Below are 17,314 nucleotides of genomic sequence, written 5' to 3' on the forward strand. Positions count from 1 at the left end.
CGACGGGATCTGCCGCTGCGCCAAGCCAGAAGCTCCGCGCCAGACCCCGCCGCTCACACCGCCGAACAGGCCAAACCCCACCGCCAGAGCGAACTCACCGCTGGATAAAAGTTGGGGGCAACGTCAGTTAGCCTCCCAGTGCGGGAGCTTGAATCACGACACGCTCAGACGCGCAAATTGATGGGGCCACTGCCTAGGCGCGGATTCATCGCTGATTACCCCATATGCGTGCTGTAGCGATTTTGAATGCGGTGAGGAAGTTGACGAGGCCAATGTCTTAGCTGGTGACGTCGCGCCAACTTCTATCCAGCTTCGAGTTCGTTCTGACCGTCGGGTTTGCCTTTTTGGGTGTGCTTCGGCATGGAAGATTGGGTCTGACTCATTTTTGATGGAGTTTGGGATTCGGCTGGCGTTGATTTTGAGATTGGAATCAACACCATGCAGCTCTCTCCGACCTTCGACCCTGGTCCCGCGCGGATTCGTGGCGGACGATGTCAGCAGCGACAGCGCCGGCACGCTGATTACGGTTCGCGCGGTTGGCAAGGCGAGTTCGTGCCCGGGATGCGGGAGAACCTCGGAGCGGATACACAGTCGCTATTATCGGCATCTGGCGGATCTGCCGATGGCGGGCAAGCCGGTTCGGCTCGTCGTCCGGGCGCGGCGTTTCCACTGCGACACGGTGCTTTGTGGACGGCGCATCTTCGCGGAGCGCTTCGACGCCAAGGTTTTGGCGCCGTGGGCGCGGCGGACTGCCCGGCTCGACCACATCGTCCACCACCTGGGGCTGGCGCTGGGCGGACGGCCCGCGGCGAGCTTTGCCCGCAGGCTGATGCTGCCGGTCAGCAACGACACCCTGCTGCGGGTGGTGCGGCGGCGCGGTCACCGGCCTTTCGTCCCGCCAACGGTCGTCGGGATCGACGACTGGGCGTGGCGGCGCAACCAACGCTATGGCACGATCATCTGTGACCTTGAGCGCCACAGAACCATCACTCTCTTACCCGACCGGGAGCCCGCGACAGCGCAGGCGTGGCTGACCTGCCAGCCCCAAATCGCCACCGTCGCTCGTGATCGCGGCGGCGGATATGCCACGGCACGGCCAAGGCCCTGCCGACGGCCACGCAGGTGGCTGACCGCTGGCACCTGATGGAGAACGCCAGCCGTGCCTTTCTCGACGCGGTGCGCAAATCCATGCGTCAGGTACGAGCCGCGATCGGCGCCGCGACCATCAACCCTGATCTGCTCACGGCCGCCAAGCGGCTGCAATATGAGGGATATCTTCGTCGGGAAGACGCAAACGGGGCCATCCTCCGCATGGCGAAGGACGGGATCGCGATCAAGGAGATCGTGCGCCGCACCGGGCATAGCCGAGGCCTTGTCCGCAGGACCCTGCGTGGCGAACGCATGGACGTGTTCCGCTCCCGGGAAAGTGCGCTGGAACTGTACCTGCCGTGGCTCGAGGACAGGGGGGCAGCCGGCGAACGCGACGGCGCGGAGCTGTGGCGACGCCTCAAGCGCCAAGGCTTCCGCGGTTGCCTTCGGGTCGTCACCGAGTGGGTGGCACGCCGTCGGCGCGCCGAACGGATGGACAGTGATGCACTCACTCGAACCCCTTCGGCGCGCACCATCGCGCCCCTCATGACCATTGGCCGGGACCGCGTGTCCAAATCCGAGAGCGTCGCGATCGCTGCGATCGAAGCCGGCGTGCCGCTCCTCGTCGAGGCGCGAGAGATCATCGCCGCGTTCCAGGCCAGATCCGCAAGAAAATTGTCGCAGAGCTCGAGCCATGGATCGAGCGGGCCAGATCCAGCCTGATCGCGTCATTCGCCAACGGCGTCGTGAAGATCGGGCCGCCGCGGTTGCCGCCATCACCTCGCACTGGTCCAACGGCCATACCGAGGCGCAGATCACCAAGCTCAAACTCGTCAAGCGCCAGATGTACGGCAGAGGAAAGCTCGATCTCCTTCAGGCCCGTCTCGTCGGCGCGCCCTAGATCTGCTTCACCTAAACTGCGTCAGACCCGAAGATTGACCCTGTTGTGAGGGGGGCGTGTAAAAATTCGGCGCCGATGGGGGTTAATTTTACACGCAGATTGACAGATATCGTAGCTCACACGAGTCTCCGTTGGCATGCAAGGTCCTTGCGCCGAAATAATATTCCATGATCATAAGGCGGATAATTTGCGGGAATGCAACGCAAAGCCAATGTAATGTCTTGAAGGCAGGTCCGGGCATAAGTCTAAAGCCGCGGCTCGAACACGCTTTCCTGCACGCGGACGTCCCTCTTGCTCGAGCATGTCGGAGAAACGTCGCGTGCTCGGGACAGGCCGAATAGCACTTTTGCCGCACCCGGGGATCCTTTGCGGCAAAGTGAGTTGTGGCGTAATATTATTCGCGCAAGAATGGGTGCTGGGGGGGCGACCATGCGGGTGGACTGGGTTGTAATAATAACTATAATTTTCTGTGGAACCACGCTTTATTTGCTTTGGCGATGAAGAAACGAGCTGGGATCTCAAAATCACCCAAGACTGCTTGGATCACAATTTTCCATCTGCGACTTATGTAATGAACGGAGTTTGGTTTCTATCTATCGAAAATACTAAGAGCGCTGTGTCATTTAGGAAGAGATTTCTGCAATTTCGTTGCAACGACTCCGCGGAGTAATTTATGGTTTCTCTGCAAGGTCGAGCTACGCCTCCGCTTCGACGACTGAATTCGATCCCTAGGTGGAGCTACCCACTCACTGCGTTCCACGTTTACTTTCGCGGTGGAAAATGAGCTGAATGGCTGGCATCACCGTCGGCCATCCGGTTCTCCCCATCGAGCCCTTAATGTGCTATGCAATATCTGCTGCCTTACACGCCATGTCGGGTAGCATGGACCCGGGCGTGGCCGCGAACTGTCGCCCGGGTCCCCCCTTTGCCCTTCAAGTTTGTGCGCCGAATCTTGACCGCTCCCCTTTCGTGAGGAGTGTACCCTCACGCATGACCGAGGTGTGTCCCACGGCGAAGGTGGCTGAACCGCCCCGAGTTTTCTAGACGCCTTTGGGGGTCGCTTTGTGCTGCCGTTCGAACTCGATGGGCGACAGCATCCCGTTGCGTGCGTGTTTGCGGGTGGGGTTGTCGAACATCTCGACGTAATCGAACACGTCCCGGCGTGCCTCGTCGCGCGTGCGGCAGACCTTGCGGCGGATGCGTTCGCGCTTCAGCAGGTTGAAGAAGCTCTCGGCCACGGCGTTGTCATGGCAGTTCCCGCGACGGCTCATCGAGGGCTGCAGATCGTGGTGTTTCAGGAACGAAGCCCACTCCATGCTAGGAACTGGCTCCCCTGATCCGAATGCACCAGCACACGGCCCTTCGGCTTGCGTCGCCAGACGGCGGCCAGCTGCGCCTGAAGCACGACGTTGGTCGTCTGCCGGGCCTTGATGGACCAGCCGACGACGCGGCGGGAGAAGAGGTCGATCACGACCGCCAGATAGGCGAAGCCTTCGTGGGTGCGGATGTAGGTGATGTCGGTCACCCAGGCCTTGTCCGGCGCCTCCGCGTCAAACCGGCGATCGAGCGTGTTGTCGACCGCCAGGGATGGCGTGCCTCCATAGTGGCCGGGGCGGCGCTTGTAGCCGATCTGCGCCCGGATGCCAGCAAGTCGCGTCAGCCGCGCAACCCGGTTTGGGCAGCAGCTCTCGCCCATGTCCGCCAGATCGTCGTGAAGCTTACGATAGCCATAGACCTTGCCGCTCTCGCTCCATGCCGCGCGGATCAGCTCGTTCTGTCGTTGGTCCTCCCGAGCGCGCCTGCTCAGCGGGTCCTTCAGCCAGGCGTAGAAGCCGCTAGGCTGGACACGCAGGCACCGACACATGGCACGGATCGAAAACAGAAGGCGATGCTCGGCGATGAACGCGTACTTCACTTTGCATCCTTGGCGAAGTACGCGGCCGCTTTTTTTAGGATGTCGCGCTCCTCCGTCACGCGCTACAGCTCGCGCTTCAGCCGGCGGACCTCCGCGGCCTGATCGTCATCGCGGGCCACGGCGGCAGGCTTGCCGTACCGTTTCCTCCACTCGTAGAGCGAGTACTTGCTAATCCCCAGCCGCACCGCCACCTCCGCAACCGGATAGCCCCGTTCGGTGATCTGAACGACCGCGTCGCGCTTGAAGTCCTCGGTGAAATTCGCTTTGCCCATCGGGGCCTCCTTGCCTCAAAATTTAGGGAAGAAAGCGTCCAGGAATCTAGGGGCGGTTCAGCCTATAACAAAAAGCACCGGCAGCATTCGCCAGCCATAATTTCCTAACGCACTGAGGCGCCGCCTTGGCGGCAAAGCGCCCGCCGCGCTAGCATCAGCTTCTTTGGGGACACCGGTGCACGACCAGATCATCCGACTTGAGAGTGAGGCGATCGCACAGTTCCGCGCCGGCGACGACGCGATGGCTGTCGCCTTGCTCGGTGCGGCGATCGGCCTGTGCGACGCATCGGCGGCGGGCCGGGAGCGGGCGGCCGCGCTCAGGGAGAAGCTGGGCCGCGTCCATCTCGCACGTGGCGACCGCGACGCGGCGCAAGAAGCAGCCCGGCGCGGCCTTGCGGACCTGCCGCCGCCAGATGCGGATTCGGCCCAGGCGAGCCTTGTGCGCGCTCGCCTGCTCATCACCCTCGGCAACACCCTCTTCCATCGCGGTGCCTATGACGAGGCTGCTGCCGGCTATGACAAAGCCGCCACCCTGCTCGCGCCCCACACTAGCGCCCGAGGCGAGGGGGCGCGGGCGCTTTCCAATGCCGGGCTGGCAGCCCGCGAGGCGGGGCGCACGAAGGACGCCATCTTTCGGCTCAAGGCGGCGCTGGCGCTGCTGGAGGATGGCATCGACGGGGTGCTGCGCCTGAACACACGGCGCTTCCTCGCCAATGCCCTGCAGGACGTCGGAGAGCTGGCGGCAGCCGCGGAGCTGCTAGGCGATATTGAAGAGGAGGCGCGAGGCGACCCGGCCCTCCACGCGCAAACCCTCGAAGCCTTTGCAGGCCTGTGCGAACGCCAGGGCGATCCGGCCGGTGCGAGCGCCGCCTATAAGCAGGCGCTGGCCAGCTGTGCGCAAGCACCCAGGACGGAGCGGGCCGCGCTGGCCCTGGTGCTAGTCAATGCTGGCCAGCATGCCGCCGATCTAGGCGACATCGCCGGCGCGCGGCGGCTTCTGACGCGCGCCCGGCGTTGGGGCGGCAAGCCCTTGAGCCTGGCGCTGGCCGTGGCCCTAGATGCAGCACGGGCGGACCTTGCCGTGGCGGAGGGGCGGCCGGCTCGCGCGGTGCGCATCCTACAGCGCTGCGCCCGGAAAGTCGCGGCCGAAGCCGGAGCCGATGCCCCGGATGCGCTGGCCCTCATGGTGGAGGCGGAGGAACTCGAGCGGGAGACGGGCCGGCGACCCGGCGGCAGCGCGCGCCTCGCCCGGGCCATGGCCCGCGCGGCGTGCGCGGCGGACCATCCCTATCAGATCGCCGCCCAGCTCCTGCGCGCCGAGCTGCTGGTGGCGGACGGCGCACTCGACGCAGCCGAAGACGCTGTGCGGGCGGTCTTCGCGGCGGATGCCGGTCGCGACCGCACCGCCGCCCTTTCCGGCCTGTTCCACGCTGCCGCGCTGCTCGCGTCCGCCCGCGGGCGGCACCACGCCGGTGCGTTGTTCGGCAAGATGGCCGTCGCTGCGGTGCTGTCGGCGCCCGTGGCTGCGCTAGCCGTGCGGGAGCGGGACGCCTATCTGGCACGGCGGGGACGCCCGTTCCGCCAGCTCATCGCCACCCTTGCGAGCCGTGCCCGCTTGCCCGAGGCGGAGCATATTCATGGCCTGGTGCAGCGGGACCGGCTGGCGGCCTTCGCGGCGCGCGACGCTGAGCTGGTAGCGCAGGCCCTGCCCGTGCCCTTTCGCGCCGACGAGGACGTCATGGCGGCATCCTACCGGGCACAGGTAGATGCGCTGCGCGAGATCGGGAAGGCGAGGGCGCTCGCAGCTGCTGGCGAGGGGCCGGCATCGGCGGCGGCGCCCGATCCCGAACACCTTCGCCGCCGCCTGGTGCACTGGTTCGATCGCGTGCTGGCGGAAGACTGGGTGGCGCCCGCGGCGGCCTCGCGGCGCAGCGATGCGATCGCGTCCCCGCCCCCCGGCGTCGCCCACCTGCGCTTCCTCGACCTTGGTGACGGCAGCATGCGCGTCGTGCTGCGAACCTGCGAGGGGGAACTGAACGCCGCGATTGGACTGGCGAGCGAGCATCTAGCTCACCTCGTCCATGGCTTTCGGACCGCCATCCTCCATCTCCCTGGGGAGGTGATGCCGTTGGGACGGGAGCTTTACGCCGCCCTGATCGCCCCTGTTGCCGCTGGCCTCGGCGATGTCCACACCCTCCACCTTGCCCTCGATCCGCCGCTGCTACATCTGCCGTTCGCGGCCTTGCACGATGGCACGCGCCATCTCGTGGAGCGCTGGGCGCTCGCCATCGACACCGGCGTGCCGGCCCGCGCGGCACCCGCACCCGAGCGCGGGGCCTGGCGCGTCGCCGCCTTCGCCGCCACGCACGCCGAAGGCTTTGCCGCGCTGCCCTATGCGGCGCACGAGGCCCGGCGGGTGGCGGCGCTGCGCGCTGGTGTGCTTGCCCTCGATGGCGACTTCACCTCGGCCGCCTTGCGCGACGCCCTCCATGCGGGCACGGAAATCATCCATATCGCCAGTCATTTCCAACTGGTGCCGGCGCGGCCGGAGCGATCATGTCTCGCTCTCGGCGACGGGGGCAGCCTGTCGCTCGCCGCTTTGCGCCGGACGGATCTCGATCTCAGCCGGGTGGAGCTCCTCGTCCTGTCGGCCTGCGCCACCGCTACCGCCGATCTCGGCCCCCACGGACCGGAAAGCCTCGCGGGCCTTGCCCAATTGAAGGGCGCGCGATCCGTGGTTGCCACTTTGTGGCCGGTGGTGGACGCGGCGGCGGCGGAACTGATGACCGCCTTCTATGCCCACGCCTTCGCCGACACGGACCGCCCGAGCCTGGCCGAAGCGCTGCGCCGTGCCCAGGCGGCCATGGCCACCGGCCGCGCGCCGGACACGGCCGTGGCCGGTCCGCTCCGCCGCTTCGGCGCCGGCCGGAGCGCATCGGCGCAGCCGGCGGCGCGCTGGGCCGCCTTCGTGCTGCATGGGCCGCCATAAGCGGGGGGTGGCATAGAACCGGAACCGACGGCATGAATTTGCAAGAAACGGCAATCGGCATCGGCGCGGACCGCGTCAAAATTCCCACACATCCCGCCAACCGGACCACTGCCCATGGCCAAGTCTCCCTGCCCCGAAGACGCGACGAAGCACGCACAGCACGAGACGCGCCCGTTCCGCGATCCGGCTCTCGGCGAGAAGATCGAGCATATCGCAGGGGTGGTGGGATATCTGTTTTCCATAGGCCATTTCAGCAACAAGGCCCTGGCCGCCGCGCTGGACACCACCGAAGCGCAGATGACGCGCAAGCGCAGCGGCAAGGCGCCGGTGGAAAATCAGGAATTGTCACATCTTCTGAAGTATTGCGGCCTCGAAGGGCTCTCCGTCGACGACTTGAAGGCGGACATCGACCACCTGAGGGCGGCCCTTCAACGTGAACGGATCGGTCTGCATGGCGACGGGGACCGGCTGCGCCGAAATTGGCTGGCCGACCCTAACCGCCAGAACGGCCGCGTCAAGATCCAGCCGGTCACCGCGCACCGCGCCGGCCTCGGCGCGCCGGTAGAGAGCGCCACCGCCATTCCGCATTTGCGCATTGGCGCCCAGGTGCGGCTGGTGTTCACCGTGCCGTCGGACGGCCATATCCTGCTATTGAACGACGAATATCTGCGGCGCGAGATGACCTGCCTCATGCCGTCCTGCTACGCGCCGACCACGAAGGTTGCCGCCGGCTCCGTCGGCGTGCCCTTCAGCGATCCCAACATCGAGCCGGCCCTGACGGTGCTGGGCCCGCCGGGCTGGTGCCGCCTTTTCGCGATCTGGACGGAACAGGAGCTGCGGCTTGCCGCGATGCCCGCAAATGCGGGAGAGCAGGCTCCCTTCGCCGCCGGCTCCGTTTTCCTCGACGAGATCGAGCGCGCCGTCGACCGGCTGCGCAAGGCCGGACGGCCCTACGCCATCCTTACCGGCGATTATCGCGTCGTAGAATAGACGTGCGTCGTCGCTAAGCTCAGGGTAGTATTTGCAGTGCAGCATGTGCCTTGCACGGGGGCGTTCGCTCGGCGGTGGGCGCGCGGAGGTTTCGGTCGTTCTGAAACGCGCGCGGCGCCCGTCCGCAATGGGTGGTTCCTGCCCGTCGGGGTCCGTGACTTCCGTCCAGAAGCCGGCACCAAGATCGCTGCGCCGGACGGAGGGTGGCCCGGCCGGCCCTGACGCGCCTTGTCCTGAATACCTTGCCATCTCTCAATTTTCCCGACGGAGACGATACCATGCGCGTCTGGCGGATCGGACGAACCCTCATGGCCCTGGGAGTCCTCGGACTGGGCTTCCTCGCGCTGTCACAGCCGGCCCGGGCGCAGAGTGCGGAAGAGACGGTGCTGTTCCTCCTCACCGGCGAGACGCAGGCCCCGAAGGCGAACGGCCGCTTCGCCATCGACACCAAGGGGGAGACCACCGTTTTCTCGGCGGCTACGCCGATGGCCGCAACACCCAGGTGGTGTTCCACACCCTGTGGCGCCTGCAGCCGCTGGATGCCTGCCGATATCGGCTATTCCGGTTGAACTACGTCACCCGCCCCGACGGCGCCGTGGTGACCGAGGCCGAGGCCCGCCGCAGCATGGCGTCGGCGGTTGAGCCGAGCTACATCATGAGTGAGTTTGATTTCCGCAAGCTGGTGACGGCCGACGTCTCCCGCTTCGGCATCGGCTACAGCACAAAACTCACCTTCACCGAAGCCTTCGAGGCCAAGGCGCAGCTCGATCCGGCGGCGGTCTCCGATGGGCGGATGGTGGCGTTCGACGCGAAAGAATTCCCGACCCCGGCGATCCGGCCCATCTTGATCGCCGGCGGCAAAGGTCCCGCCTTCGAGACCCGCTTCGCCGATGCGGTGAAGTATTTGCAGAGCAAGTTCTGTCCGAAGACCAGCGCCTTCTGAAGCACGGGGCTGCCCGACGCGCGACGCGGCATGCCGCATGCATGACCGAAGTCGGGCGGCGGGCGGAAACGTGAGCGGATGTTGGGGTTCTGATTTCACCACGAGCAGAATGGGGGCTGCCGGTGCGGGGCTTTCTTAAGTTTATTTTCTGGGCGGGCGGTCTTCTCATCGCCCTCAACCTGAGCTTCAACCTGGCGAGTGCCGTGGACCCTCGGACCGACAGGGGGCAGACGAGCATGACGGCGTTCGTGCTGCTCATGGTCCTCGCCATTGCAATCCTGTTTGTCCTCAGCCGGAAGCTCGGCGACGTCGGTCGCGTGAACATGAACCCCTGGCTCGCAGGGGTGAGCGACTGCAAATACAAATATGCCTGGGACGGCACCGGCATCGCGGTGGACGAAGCCGGCGGCTGCCTGCACATGCTCGCGCGCTTCAACGGCATTCCGGTGGCGAAGACCTATCCGCTCAGCGACGTGCGGAGCTGGCGCTACGAGATGCCGGAACTGGTCCTCGAACGCGGCGGCGCGGTGATCGGCGGGGGCCTGATGGGAGCCTCCCGGAATCTCGGCCACGGCATCGGACAGGGCATCGCCAATTCGGTGCGTGAAAGCCGGGTGATCGAGAATACCGGCCTCTATGTGGACGTCCGAGACATCGACCACCCGGAGTGGTTCATCAAGTTCCGGTCACGCACGCCCCACGACAAGTCCACGCAGATGGAGCTGCGGCGCTGGATGGAAATCCTGAGCCAGCACGTCAACGGATAGGTCCTTGGCCCTTGCTGCCGTAACAAACGGCAAGGATCTGCAATCGCCCTCCACCGGACCGGCGTGGAACACTCTGAAAGTCGGAGCCCGGCGTCGGGCCCACCAAGCTCAATTCGCCGCCGGCTTGACCATCTGGGGAGAAGGTCCATGGAAGCGTTCGGGATCCGCGTTTTCGGAGTACGGGCCTGCAGGATCGGGCAGATGGCGGCGGTGCTGGCGAGCGGGGTCGCGGCCTGCACCATGGCGCTCCTTGCGTCCCCGCCGCCCGCCCATGCCCAGTCCGCCGCCGAGGCCGCCTTGTACATCCTCACCGGGGAGCAACGGGCTCCGGTGGCGGGCGGCCAATATGTGCTGGAGCACAATTGGACGGAAAACATCGTGCTGGGCAGCGACCGGAACGGGACCCGATTGACGTTCCATCGACGCTGGCGCCTCCAGCCGCTCGATGCCTGCCGTTATCTCCTATTCCGGCTCGACTATGCGACCACGCCCAGCGGCCGCGTGCTCGACGAGAATGACGACCGGCGCAACAACGGCGCGCGTTTCTCCCCCCGCTACACCTTCAACGCCTTCGATTTCCGCAATCTGGTGACGGCGGACCTCCGCGACGAGGACACGCTCTTCACCTTCACCACCGCCGTCGAAGGCGAGGCGCGGGTTGATGCGCGCACCCTGGCGGGCGGACGGATGGTGGCCTTCGATGCCCGCGAGTTTGCCGCCACACGCCCCCAGCCGACATTCACAGCCGGCGGCGACCTGACCAATGGCTCCGAGATCCGCCTCGCCAATGCCGTGAAATACTTGCGATCGAACTTCTGTCCGCGAGGCGGCGGCTGGTGAACCTGTTGGAGATTGACATGAGCCTTGCCGTCTTCATCCGCCGCCACGGGAGCGCCTTCGCTGCCGTTCGCCTGCTGTCCTGCATTGTGGGAGCCGGCCTGGCCGGGGCCTTCGCTTCCACCCCGGGCGTGGCGCGGACGGTTCCGCCGGCAGGCAGCTGGCAAACGCTGACCAACGCGCGACTCGCCGATGAAAGCTTCTTTGCGAGATCCATCGTCAATCTGTTCAAGCTTGACCGCAGTCAACTGGGATCGCGCACGGCCTTCATCTACTGGGTAGCGATGAACGATTGCCGGGCGGCGCTGAAGCACAACAACGAATTCGAATGGGAAGACGTCCGTCGCTGGTACGAGGCGCGGACGGATGCCATCCTCGACGGGATCGCACCGCTCATGCATGCCTCGCTGTGGGTGGAACTCGGCGCCTATGACATGGCGGCGGGGGCGTTCCCCATCGCCTACCAAGCGCCTCCCGAGCAGATCAAGGGCGTGCTGCTGACGGAGGGCCAGGAAACATGGCTCTGCGGGGGCGGCATTCCGCATTTCAAGGTGCCGGCGATGAATGTGGAGTTCGATCGCTCCTTTCCGGCTCTCTTCCCGATCGATCGCGCGGCTGCCAAGGCTTATGTGGATGCCCGCTCCAACCCGACAGACCGCAGCGCGCGTGTGCAGGTTCTGTTCGGTCTCGGCCCGCCCGTGAAGAAGGCGACCATCGATGTCAGCGGGCGGCCCGTGGAGCGGCTCGTCTTCCCCGGCCGCATCGAATTCGTCCAGGTCGCCGCCAGCTTCGCGACGCCGGGCCGGCCCGTCCAGACCCGCGTCATCGGGGAGCTGATTGCGCCCTCGTCCCCCGCGATCCGCGCGGCAATGCCGCCGGCGAACCGGGTCGATTCGCTGCCGCTGCTTATCGCCCGCTAGCCGCAAGAGCCCGCAATTCAGGAGGTTGATCCCATGACTCGCTCGAAGATTTTTCTCCTGGGCATGGCTCTCCTGCTCGCCGGCTGCGGCGAGGGCAAGGGAGCCTATCAGACCGCTCTGCAGTCTTATCTCGATGCCCGGCCGCGCTGCGTCGATATCGGCCAGGAGATCGCCTTGCCGGCGACCTCGCGCCTCATGCCCGATGGCGGTGTGACGCGCTACGAGACCGTCGTCCTGCGTTATGACGATCCCGAGGCCTTGCCGAAGCGGCTCCGCCGGCTCGAGGAGATCGGACTGGTCAAGGTCGAGACCATCACGCGCTCGGACCTGCCGCTGCCCGCCCTCGACCATCCGTCGCGCCAGAGGATCCGCTTCTCCGTAGCCCTCAAGCCCACCCCGGCCTTTGCCGGCCGGGTCGGACCCGATGTGCGCAGCCTGTGCACCTTGCGCCGCGTGGAGGAGACGCTCTCCCTCGGCGACGTCTACAAGGAGCAGGGCGAAAGCTTCCGCAAAGGACGCTACAGGATCGGGGAAACACCTCAATTGCCGCCCACCCTCGGCGACGTGCTGCTCGGGTCCGAGACCGGCGAGGTCGAGGTGATCTTCCGAGACGCGAGCCCGCCGGTCGTCGTCGCCATCACCCGCAACGGCGTTCCGATTGCGGACGCGGCAGCCGTGCTCAAGGCTGTCACAAGCGCCGTGCCGCCGGCCGCCCGGCCGGAGCAGATCGTCCCGCCGACGGCGCCGCAGAAAATTCCCGGCGGACCGGACTGCCCTGCCGAGGCGGCCCTCTTTCCGAATGCGCCCTGCAACGAAGCCGATTTCGTAAGGCGCTATCCCGAATGCGCCGCGGCCGATCGCGTCTCAATCGACGTCGCGCGCCTCAACGCCGCGGCTCTGAACAAGGTCACGGACATCAAGGGGGCGGAGCCGACCTCCGCCGGAATGCTGGATCGTAACCTGACAGGGCGTGCGCTGCTTCAAATGGGATTGTTGAACCGCACGACGGGCGCCTGCCACTCCACGAAATTCGACGAACTATCGACGTTTCTCGAAGCGCAGAGGGCTGCCTACCGGCAGTACCGGGAGCAGCCCGACGGAGAGGTGCGTGCCCTGAAGGCCGGGCTTGCTGCCGTCTTCGCCCAGAGGACCGCGCGCGGAGGCTGAGATGCATGTCGGCAGGTGCGGAGCCCGGGCAAGAATCTGCAAGAGCCGTCAACTGCCAATGGGTCCGCAATGGGCCAAGACAGATGGGCGAAGGGCAAAGGCCAATCCCGACGGTCGGCGCTTTCGCGGCCTCACTTTCATCAGGAGTAGGGCGATGATCATACGCATATCTGCCGGCCTCCTCATTCTGTTGCCGCTGGCAACGGCGGCCCAGGCCCAGACCTGCGGCGCGTGCCGGGCGATCGCCAATCGCGTCGAGCTGATGAAGATCTGCGGCATGGATCCCAAACTGCCCGACGATAGAAAGATCTACCTGGCCGCGCCGTGGGATCTTCGGCTCGCCACCATCATGCGGTGCGACACGAAGAACCGGACGGCCGTGATCGACAGGCCGCTCTGGAACGAGATGGACAAGTGCCTGGCCAAGTTCGCGGGCTCCAACACGTGCCAGTAGCGCCGGCCGGGAGCGCTGGCCATGGCTGCGGCGCTCTCCCGCCCTGTTCGCGCATCCCCATAGCGTCCGACGCTGTCCCGACAGCCAAACCGGAGGTCGTACATCCATGTCCGCCCATCGCCATCCCGGACCATCGTGGCGGCCGCGCATCGCGCTTGCCCTTCTGTCGGCCCTCGCCCTCGCCGGCTGTGGAGACGAGCGCGGCGCCTATAAGAGCGCGGTGGAGGCCTATTTCAAGAATGACCGGGAGTGTTTCTCTCCCTCCGACTATATCGACCGGAAGATCCGCACCCTTCTGCCCCATACACCGATCCATTTCTCGCCCAAGGGCGAAAACACTACGTTTTATGCGTTGTTCACCAAGACGGACGGGCGGGGTGCCAAGTCTATGTCCGAGCTACGACCGCTGCTCGACCACCTGCACAATGAAAAGCTGATTGACGTCGTGACGTTCAACACGGAGGATCGTCCCTCCAACATCGTCTATATCGAGTTTACCATCCGGCTGTCTGATGCGGCGCGGCCCTATCTCGATGCGACCGGGCAACAGCTTTGTTCGACATGGTCGATTGCCGAGGTCCTGTCCCTTGGCGAGACGTTCAAGCACGCGGGCGAGGACTACCGCATCGGCCGCTTTAAGATCGTCCGCACGGGTCCTGCGCGGCCCGCAGATGCAGGCCCGAGCGACCTTGGCGCCAACCCGATCGGCAACCTCCTGTTCAACATCACCGCCCTTGCCACGGGAGCCAACCCGAGGGGGCCGCTCGCCATCGAGGTCCTGTTCCGGCCGACGCGGGAGGCCCCGCAGGTGGTGAGGGCAATGCCCGGCGGCTGAGGCGGCGTGCCTTTTGCTTTCATGAGTGCGCGGATATTGGGACTGTCGAGGTCTTGATGATGAACAATAGATCGTATCTCACTTACACCTTGGCGGCTTTCCTCCTGATCGGAGCCCTTCCGGCTCAAGGGGCCGACAACGACGCGCCGCAGGCAACCTTCGCGGACCAGTCCTGTGACCGGCTCGCCGCGCATCCCGACGACCGCACCCGCCCGCCGGGCGTGCCGGGCGTGTCATTCAGCCAGGTGGACGGCCCGGCCGCGGTCACGGCCTGTCGCGCCACGCTTGCGCAGGCACCGGGCGATCCCCGCCTCGCGTTCCAGCTCGGTCGCGCCCTTTACGTCAGCGGCGTGGACCTGCCGGAGGCAGCAGCGTTGTTCAAGGCGGCAGCGCAAGCCGGCCATGTGTTGGCCATGCGCAACCTCGGTACGCTTTTACGAGACGGGCTGGGTGTGCCGCGAGATTACGCACAGGCCCGCCAATGGTACGAAAAAGCAGGTGCGTCGAACGATCCGGGCTCGCTGCACGCGCTTGCGCGCCTCTATCTCGATGGTCTCGGCGTCCCCAAGGACTGTGCAAAGGCCCGCGATCTGTTCGAACGTGCGGCGGCGCTGGGCGATGATGGCGCCGCGGCCAATCTGCCGCTGCTTTATTCCTACTGTAACGCAGGGTTGCCGCGCGACTTCGAAAGGGCGAGCGCCTGGTTCGAGAAGCGCGCAGCCGAAGGCGATGCCGACGCCATGTACAAGCTCGGCTTGATGTATGAGATCAGCCGGGGCACGCCGCGCGATTTCGTCAAGGCGCGGGACTGGTACGAAAAGGCGGCCGCGCGCGGTGACGCCGATGCCATGCGGCGGGTGGGCGACTTGCACGCTTACGGCAAGGGAACCCCCGAGAATGACGCCGAGGCGCTCGCTTGGTGGAGCAAGGCGGCGGCGGTCGGAAACGCCGAGGCGATGCGCAGGATCGGCTGGATGCATCATTATGGCGACGGCGTGCCGATGAACGACGCCGCCGCCCTCGAATGGTGGACCAAGGCGGCCAATGCCGGATCGCGGGATGCCTCGCTGAATGTGGCCTGGGCCCATGAGAATGGCATCGGCACGGCGAAAGACGATTCGAATGCCAATGCCTGGTATCGCAAGGCCGCAGATGCTGGGTCTGTCGTCGCCATGAAGCGTCTGGACGAGCGGCTGAGGCGGGCGGGAGAAGCCGCCGAGGCCGACGAATGGCTGCGCAAGGCCGCGGAGGCGGGAGATGGGGAAGCCGCCGTCAAGGTTGCGGCTTCGCTCGACGCGCGGGGAAATCGGGCCGCCGCGACCGCATTGCTGCAGAAAGCGGCCGCCTATGACCGGCAGGCGCAGGCGAATTTGGCCTATCAGGACGTCAAGTCCGCCAACGCCGCGACGACAGCCGTAGAAGCGGAGGACTTTTTCGAGATCGCCGTCGCCTATAACGATGAGAGGGCCCTGATCGCCTATGGGACCGCGTTGACGGATGGCAAGCTTCTGCCGCGCAATCCCGAGCGAGCCGTCGAGATACTGCTGCGGACAAGGCCGCTGGCGGGCGAAGACGGCCGCCTCATGCTGCTGGGACAGTTGTACGACAATGGCAAGGGCGTCGCCGCAGCGCGCGATGCGGCGTTGGCTGCCTATCATTTCTACGCCGATCCGGGCTTCGTCACCTTTCTGCGCAACGAGACGGCCTACGCCTCCGCCGATGGCGTGACGCAGCGCTCCTGCTATTATGACGGCTCCTGGCGCATCCCGACGCCCGGCGAACTTCCCGCGCTCCGCGCTGCGGCCCAGGCAGGGCAGCCTTCGGCGATGATCTGCCTTGGGCATCTCCTTTCAAAATACGGGGGAAGCTTTCTCTCCGACGAGCTTGAGGCGGCCGCGTGGTACGCACGGCTCTATGCAGAGTTCGGCGACGTCAACGCCGCTTTTGCACTGGCTGAGCTCTACCGCAAGCTCAAGGACCGCGCCTGGCCTTTCCCCATCGGCTGGATGGAGCCTGTCGCACGCAATATCTCAAACACGTTCGGCTATTGGCGGAGCCTCGACCCCGCCGATCATGTGAAGGCTTCGGACTGGTTCGCGCGGGCGGCCAAGGAGGGGCATCCCGACGCAATGGGTGCCATGGCCGATCTGGCGGGAACGGCCGAAGAGCGCTTCGCATGGCGATTGCGCTGGGCCGAAGCGAAAGCGGGCGCCACGGTCCCGTTCTGGCGGCACGAGATGCCCTACTTCTGGCAGCCCGTCGCCATGGCCTATCTGCGCGGGGAGGGGACTGCCGCTGATCCCGTCCTCGCCGCGCGCACCCTGATGAAGGAAGTGGACCGCGATAGATATTCCTTCGCGAAGAATTTTCTCATCATCATCGGCCCGGTGAAGGACGGCAAGGCGCAGATCCTTGCGACCCGGTTCGAGTTCCACCGCGAACCGTTCAAGGTGGGCGACACTGTGCCAGCGGCCTTCGTGGAGGAGGTGGTGCGCATCCTGAAGGAGCGCTATGGCGCCGCCGCCGCGAAGATCAGCGCCGAGAGAGGCCTCAGCAACCGGCGCGTCGCGGGGCTGCTCGGCATGTCCTACGACGTGCTCCAGTGAGCGCCGCCCTGAGGACCACTGGCTCCGCCCGCCGCGCCACGCGTGGCGCGGGGCTCCAGGCACCGGGCAAACATCCCCCATGACGCTCTGAACCAGAAAGGACGTGGCATGCACGATATGTCCAAGCTCCCGGCCCTGATGGCCGCGAGCATCTGCCTGAGCACCCTCGCCATGGAGACCGCGGCGGCCCAGACTGGGGCGAGCATCGCGGGATACTGGCGGACCCCCGAGGGGAACTGCAATCGCGAGAGCCCGGACGGACCCTTTCTCATCCGACCCGACGGCATCGCCAACTACCACATGACCTGCGCCACGCCGCTACGGAAGGAACAGGACGGCAGTCTCTCCTATCGCGGGCGATGCAATCTCGAAGAGGGCGGTGGCGGCACCATGGCGATCACCTTGCGCCCGCTCGCCCCCGATCGGCTGATCCTGCAGATCACGCGCGGCGGCCGCACTTTCCAGCCACTGCATCTCGTTCGCTGCCCAAGGTGAGATAGGGGTAAGCGTCGTCCCGGGGTCACCTTCATAGGTCAGGCGTGAGAGCGCAGTCTGACGATCCTGATTGGAGGATCGTTTTGTGTCTGGGCTTGACCATAGACTTGAGCCGGAGGGTGAGGTCCGGCGCT

General features: G+C 65.8%; 12 protein-coding genes and 2 pseudogenes. 13 read left to right on the forward strand and 1 reads right to left on the reverse strand.

The features are described from left to right. Positions 1-388 precede the first annotated feature (388 nt). A pseudogene (locus ABLE93_RS25615) lies at positions 389-1,990 on the forward strand (ISL3 family transposase). A gap of 1,040 nt (positions 1,991-3,030) precedes the next feature. Here the strand turns inward: ABLE93_RS25615 and ABLE93_RS25620 are convergent. Further along, positions 3,031-4,177: pseudogene (locus ABLE93_RS25620) on the reverse strand (IS3 family transposase). 175 nt (positions 4,178-4,352) lie between these two features. Here ABLE93_RS25620 and ABLE93_RS25625 point away from each other — a divergent pair. From ABLE93_RS25625 to ABLE93_RS25680, 12 genes are all read left to right on the forward strand, one after another. Beyond that, positions 4,353-7,166, forward strand: a complete 2,814-nt coding sequence (locus tag ABLE93_RS25625) for a CHAT domain-containing protein (protein ID WP_348842509.1) — start codon at positions 4,353-4,355, stop codon at positions 7,164-7,166. Between the two features lie 114 nt (positions 7,167-7,280). Beyond that, positions 7,281-8,156 (forward strand): hypothetical protein, encoded by an 876-nt coding sequence (locus ABLE93_RS25630; protein ID WP_348842510.1) that lies wholly within the window; start codon positions 7,281-7,283, stop codon positions 8,154-8,156. 278 nt (positions 8,157-8,434) lie between these two features. Beyond that, positions 8,435-8,725 carry a hypothetical protein gene (locus tag ABLE93_RS25635; protein ID WP_348842511.1) on the forward strand — a complete coding sequence of 97 codons (291 nt, stop codon included), beginning with the start codon at positions 8,435-8,437 and terminating at the stop codon, positions 8,723-8,725. After that, complete coding sequence (locus tag ABLE93_RS25640; protein WP_348842512.1) at positions 8,659-9,099, forward strand: hypothetical protein; 441 nt, start codon at positions 8,659-8,661, stop codon at positions 9,097-9,099. Before ABLE93_RS25635 ends, ABLE93_RS25640 begins: the two co-directional genes overlap by 67 nt. Before the next feature lie 236 nt (positions 9,100-9,335). Further along, positions 9,336-9,866: a DUF4755 domain-containing protein gene (locus ABLE93_RS25645; protein WP_348842513.1), complete on the forward strand. Its 531-nt coding sequence runs from the start codon at positions 9,336-9,338 to the stop codon at positions 9,864-9,866. A gap of 147 nt (positions 9,867-10,013) precedes the next feature. Then, positions 10,014-10,706, forward strand: a complete 693-nt coding sequence (locus tag ABLE93_RS25650) for a hypothetical protein (RefSeq protein ID WP_348842514.1) — start codon at positions 10,014-10,016, stop codon at positions 10,704-10,706. 17 nt (positions 10,707-10,723) lie between these two features. Beyond that, positions 10,724-11,623, forward strand: a complete 900-nt coding sequence (locus tag ABLE93_RS25655) for a hypothetical protein (RefSeq protein WP_348842515.1) — start codon at positions 10,724-10,726, stop codon at positions 11,621-11,623. 174 nt (positions 11,624-11,797) lie between these two features. Then, the gene (locus ABLE93_RS25660; protein WP_348842516.1) at positions 11,798-12,790 is read left to right on the forward strand and encodes a hypothetical protein; all 993 of its coding nucleotides are present in this window, start codon (positions 11,798-11,800) and stop codon (positions 12,788-12,790) included. Positions 12,791-12,944: 154 nt separating this feature from the next. Continuing rightward, positions 12,945-13,244, forward strand: coding sequence for a hypothetical protein (locus tag ABLE93_RS25665; RefSeq protein WP_348842517.1), 300 nt, complete (start codon positions 12,945-12,947; stop codon positions 13,242-13,244). 106 nt (positions 13,245-13,350) lie between these two features. Further along, positions 13,351-14,079 (forward strand): hypothetical protein, encoded by a 729-nt coding sequence (locus tag ABLE93_RS25670; protein WP_348842518.1) that lies wholly within the window; start codon positions 13,351-13,353, stop codon positions 14,077-14,079. A 56-nt stretch (positions 14,080-14,135) separates the two neighbouring features. After that, complete coding sequence (locus tag ABLE93_RS25675; protein WP_348842519.1) at positions 14,136-16,685, forward strand: tetratricopeptide repeat protein; 2,550 nt, start codon at positions 14,136-14,138, stop codon at positions 16,683-16,685. Positions 16,686-16,793: 108 nt separating this feature from the next. Beyond that, complete coding sequence (locus ABLE93_RS25680) at positions 16,794-17,180, forward strand: hypothetical protein (RefSeq protein WP_348842520.1); 387 nt, start codon at positions 16,794-16,796, stop codon at positions 17,178-17,180. The last annotated feature ends 134 nt before the right edge of the window (positions 17,181-17,314 follow it).

This window comes from Xanthobacter pollutisoli, assembly GCF_040044995.1.
Lineage (GTDB): Bacteria > Pseudomonadota > Alphaproteobacteria > Rhizobiales > Xanthobacteraceae > Xanthobacter.

Bases quoted from the DNA above. Each gene is read 5' to 3' on its own strand.
- ABLE93_RS25650 (WP_348842514.1), top strand. From the start codon at position 10,014: ATGGAAGCGTTCGGGATCCGCGTTTTCGGAGTACGGGCCTGCAGGATC.
- ABLE93_RS25655 (WP_348842515.1), top strand. From the start codon at position 10,724: ATGAGCCTTGCCGTCTTCATCCGCCGCCACGGGAGCGCCTTCGCTGCC.
- ABLE93_RS25670 (WP_348842518.1), top strand. From the start codon at position 13,351: ATGTCCGCCCATCGCCATCCCGGACCATCGTGGCGGCCGCGCATCGCG.
- ABLE93_RS25630 (WP_348842510.1), top strand. From the start codon at position 7,281: ATGGCCAAGTCTCCCTGCCCCGAAGACGCGACGAAGCACGCACAGCAC.
- ABLE93_RS25665 (WP_348842517.1), top strand. From the start codon at position 12,945: ATGATCATACGCATATCTGCCGGCCTCCTCATTCTGTTGCCGCTGGCA.
- ABLE93_RS25675 (WP_348842519.1), top strand. From the start codon at position 14,136: ATGATGAACAATAGATCGTATCTCACTTACACCTTGGCGGCTTTCCTC.
- ABLE93_RS25645 (WP_348842513.1), top strand. From the start codon at position 9,336: ATGACGGCGTTCGTGCTGCTCATGGTCCTCGCCATTGCAATCCTGTTT.
- ABLE93_RS25635 (WP_348842511.1), top strand. From the start codon at position 8,435: ATGCGCGTCTGGCGGATCGGACGAACCCTCATGGCCCTGGGAGTCCTC.
- ABLE93_RS25680 (WP_348842520.1), top strand. From the start codon at position 16,794: ATGCACGATATGTCCAAGCTCCCGGCCCTGATGGCCGCGAGCATCTGC.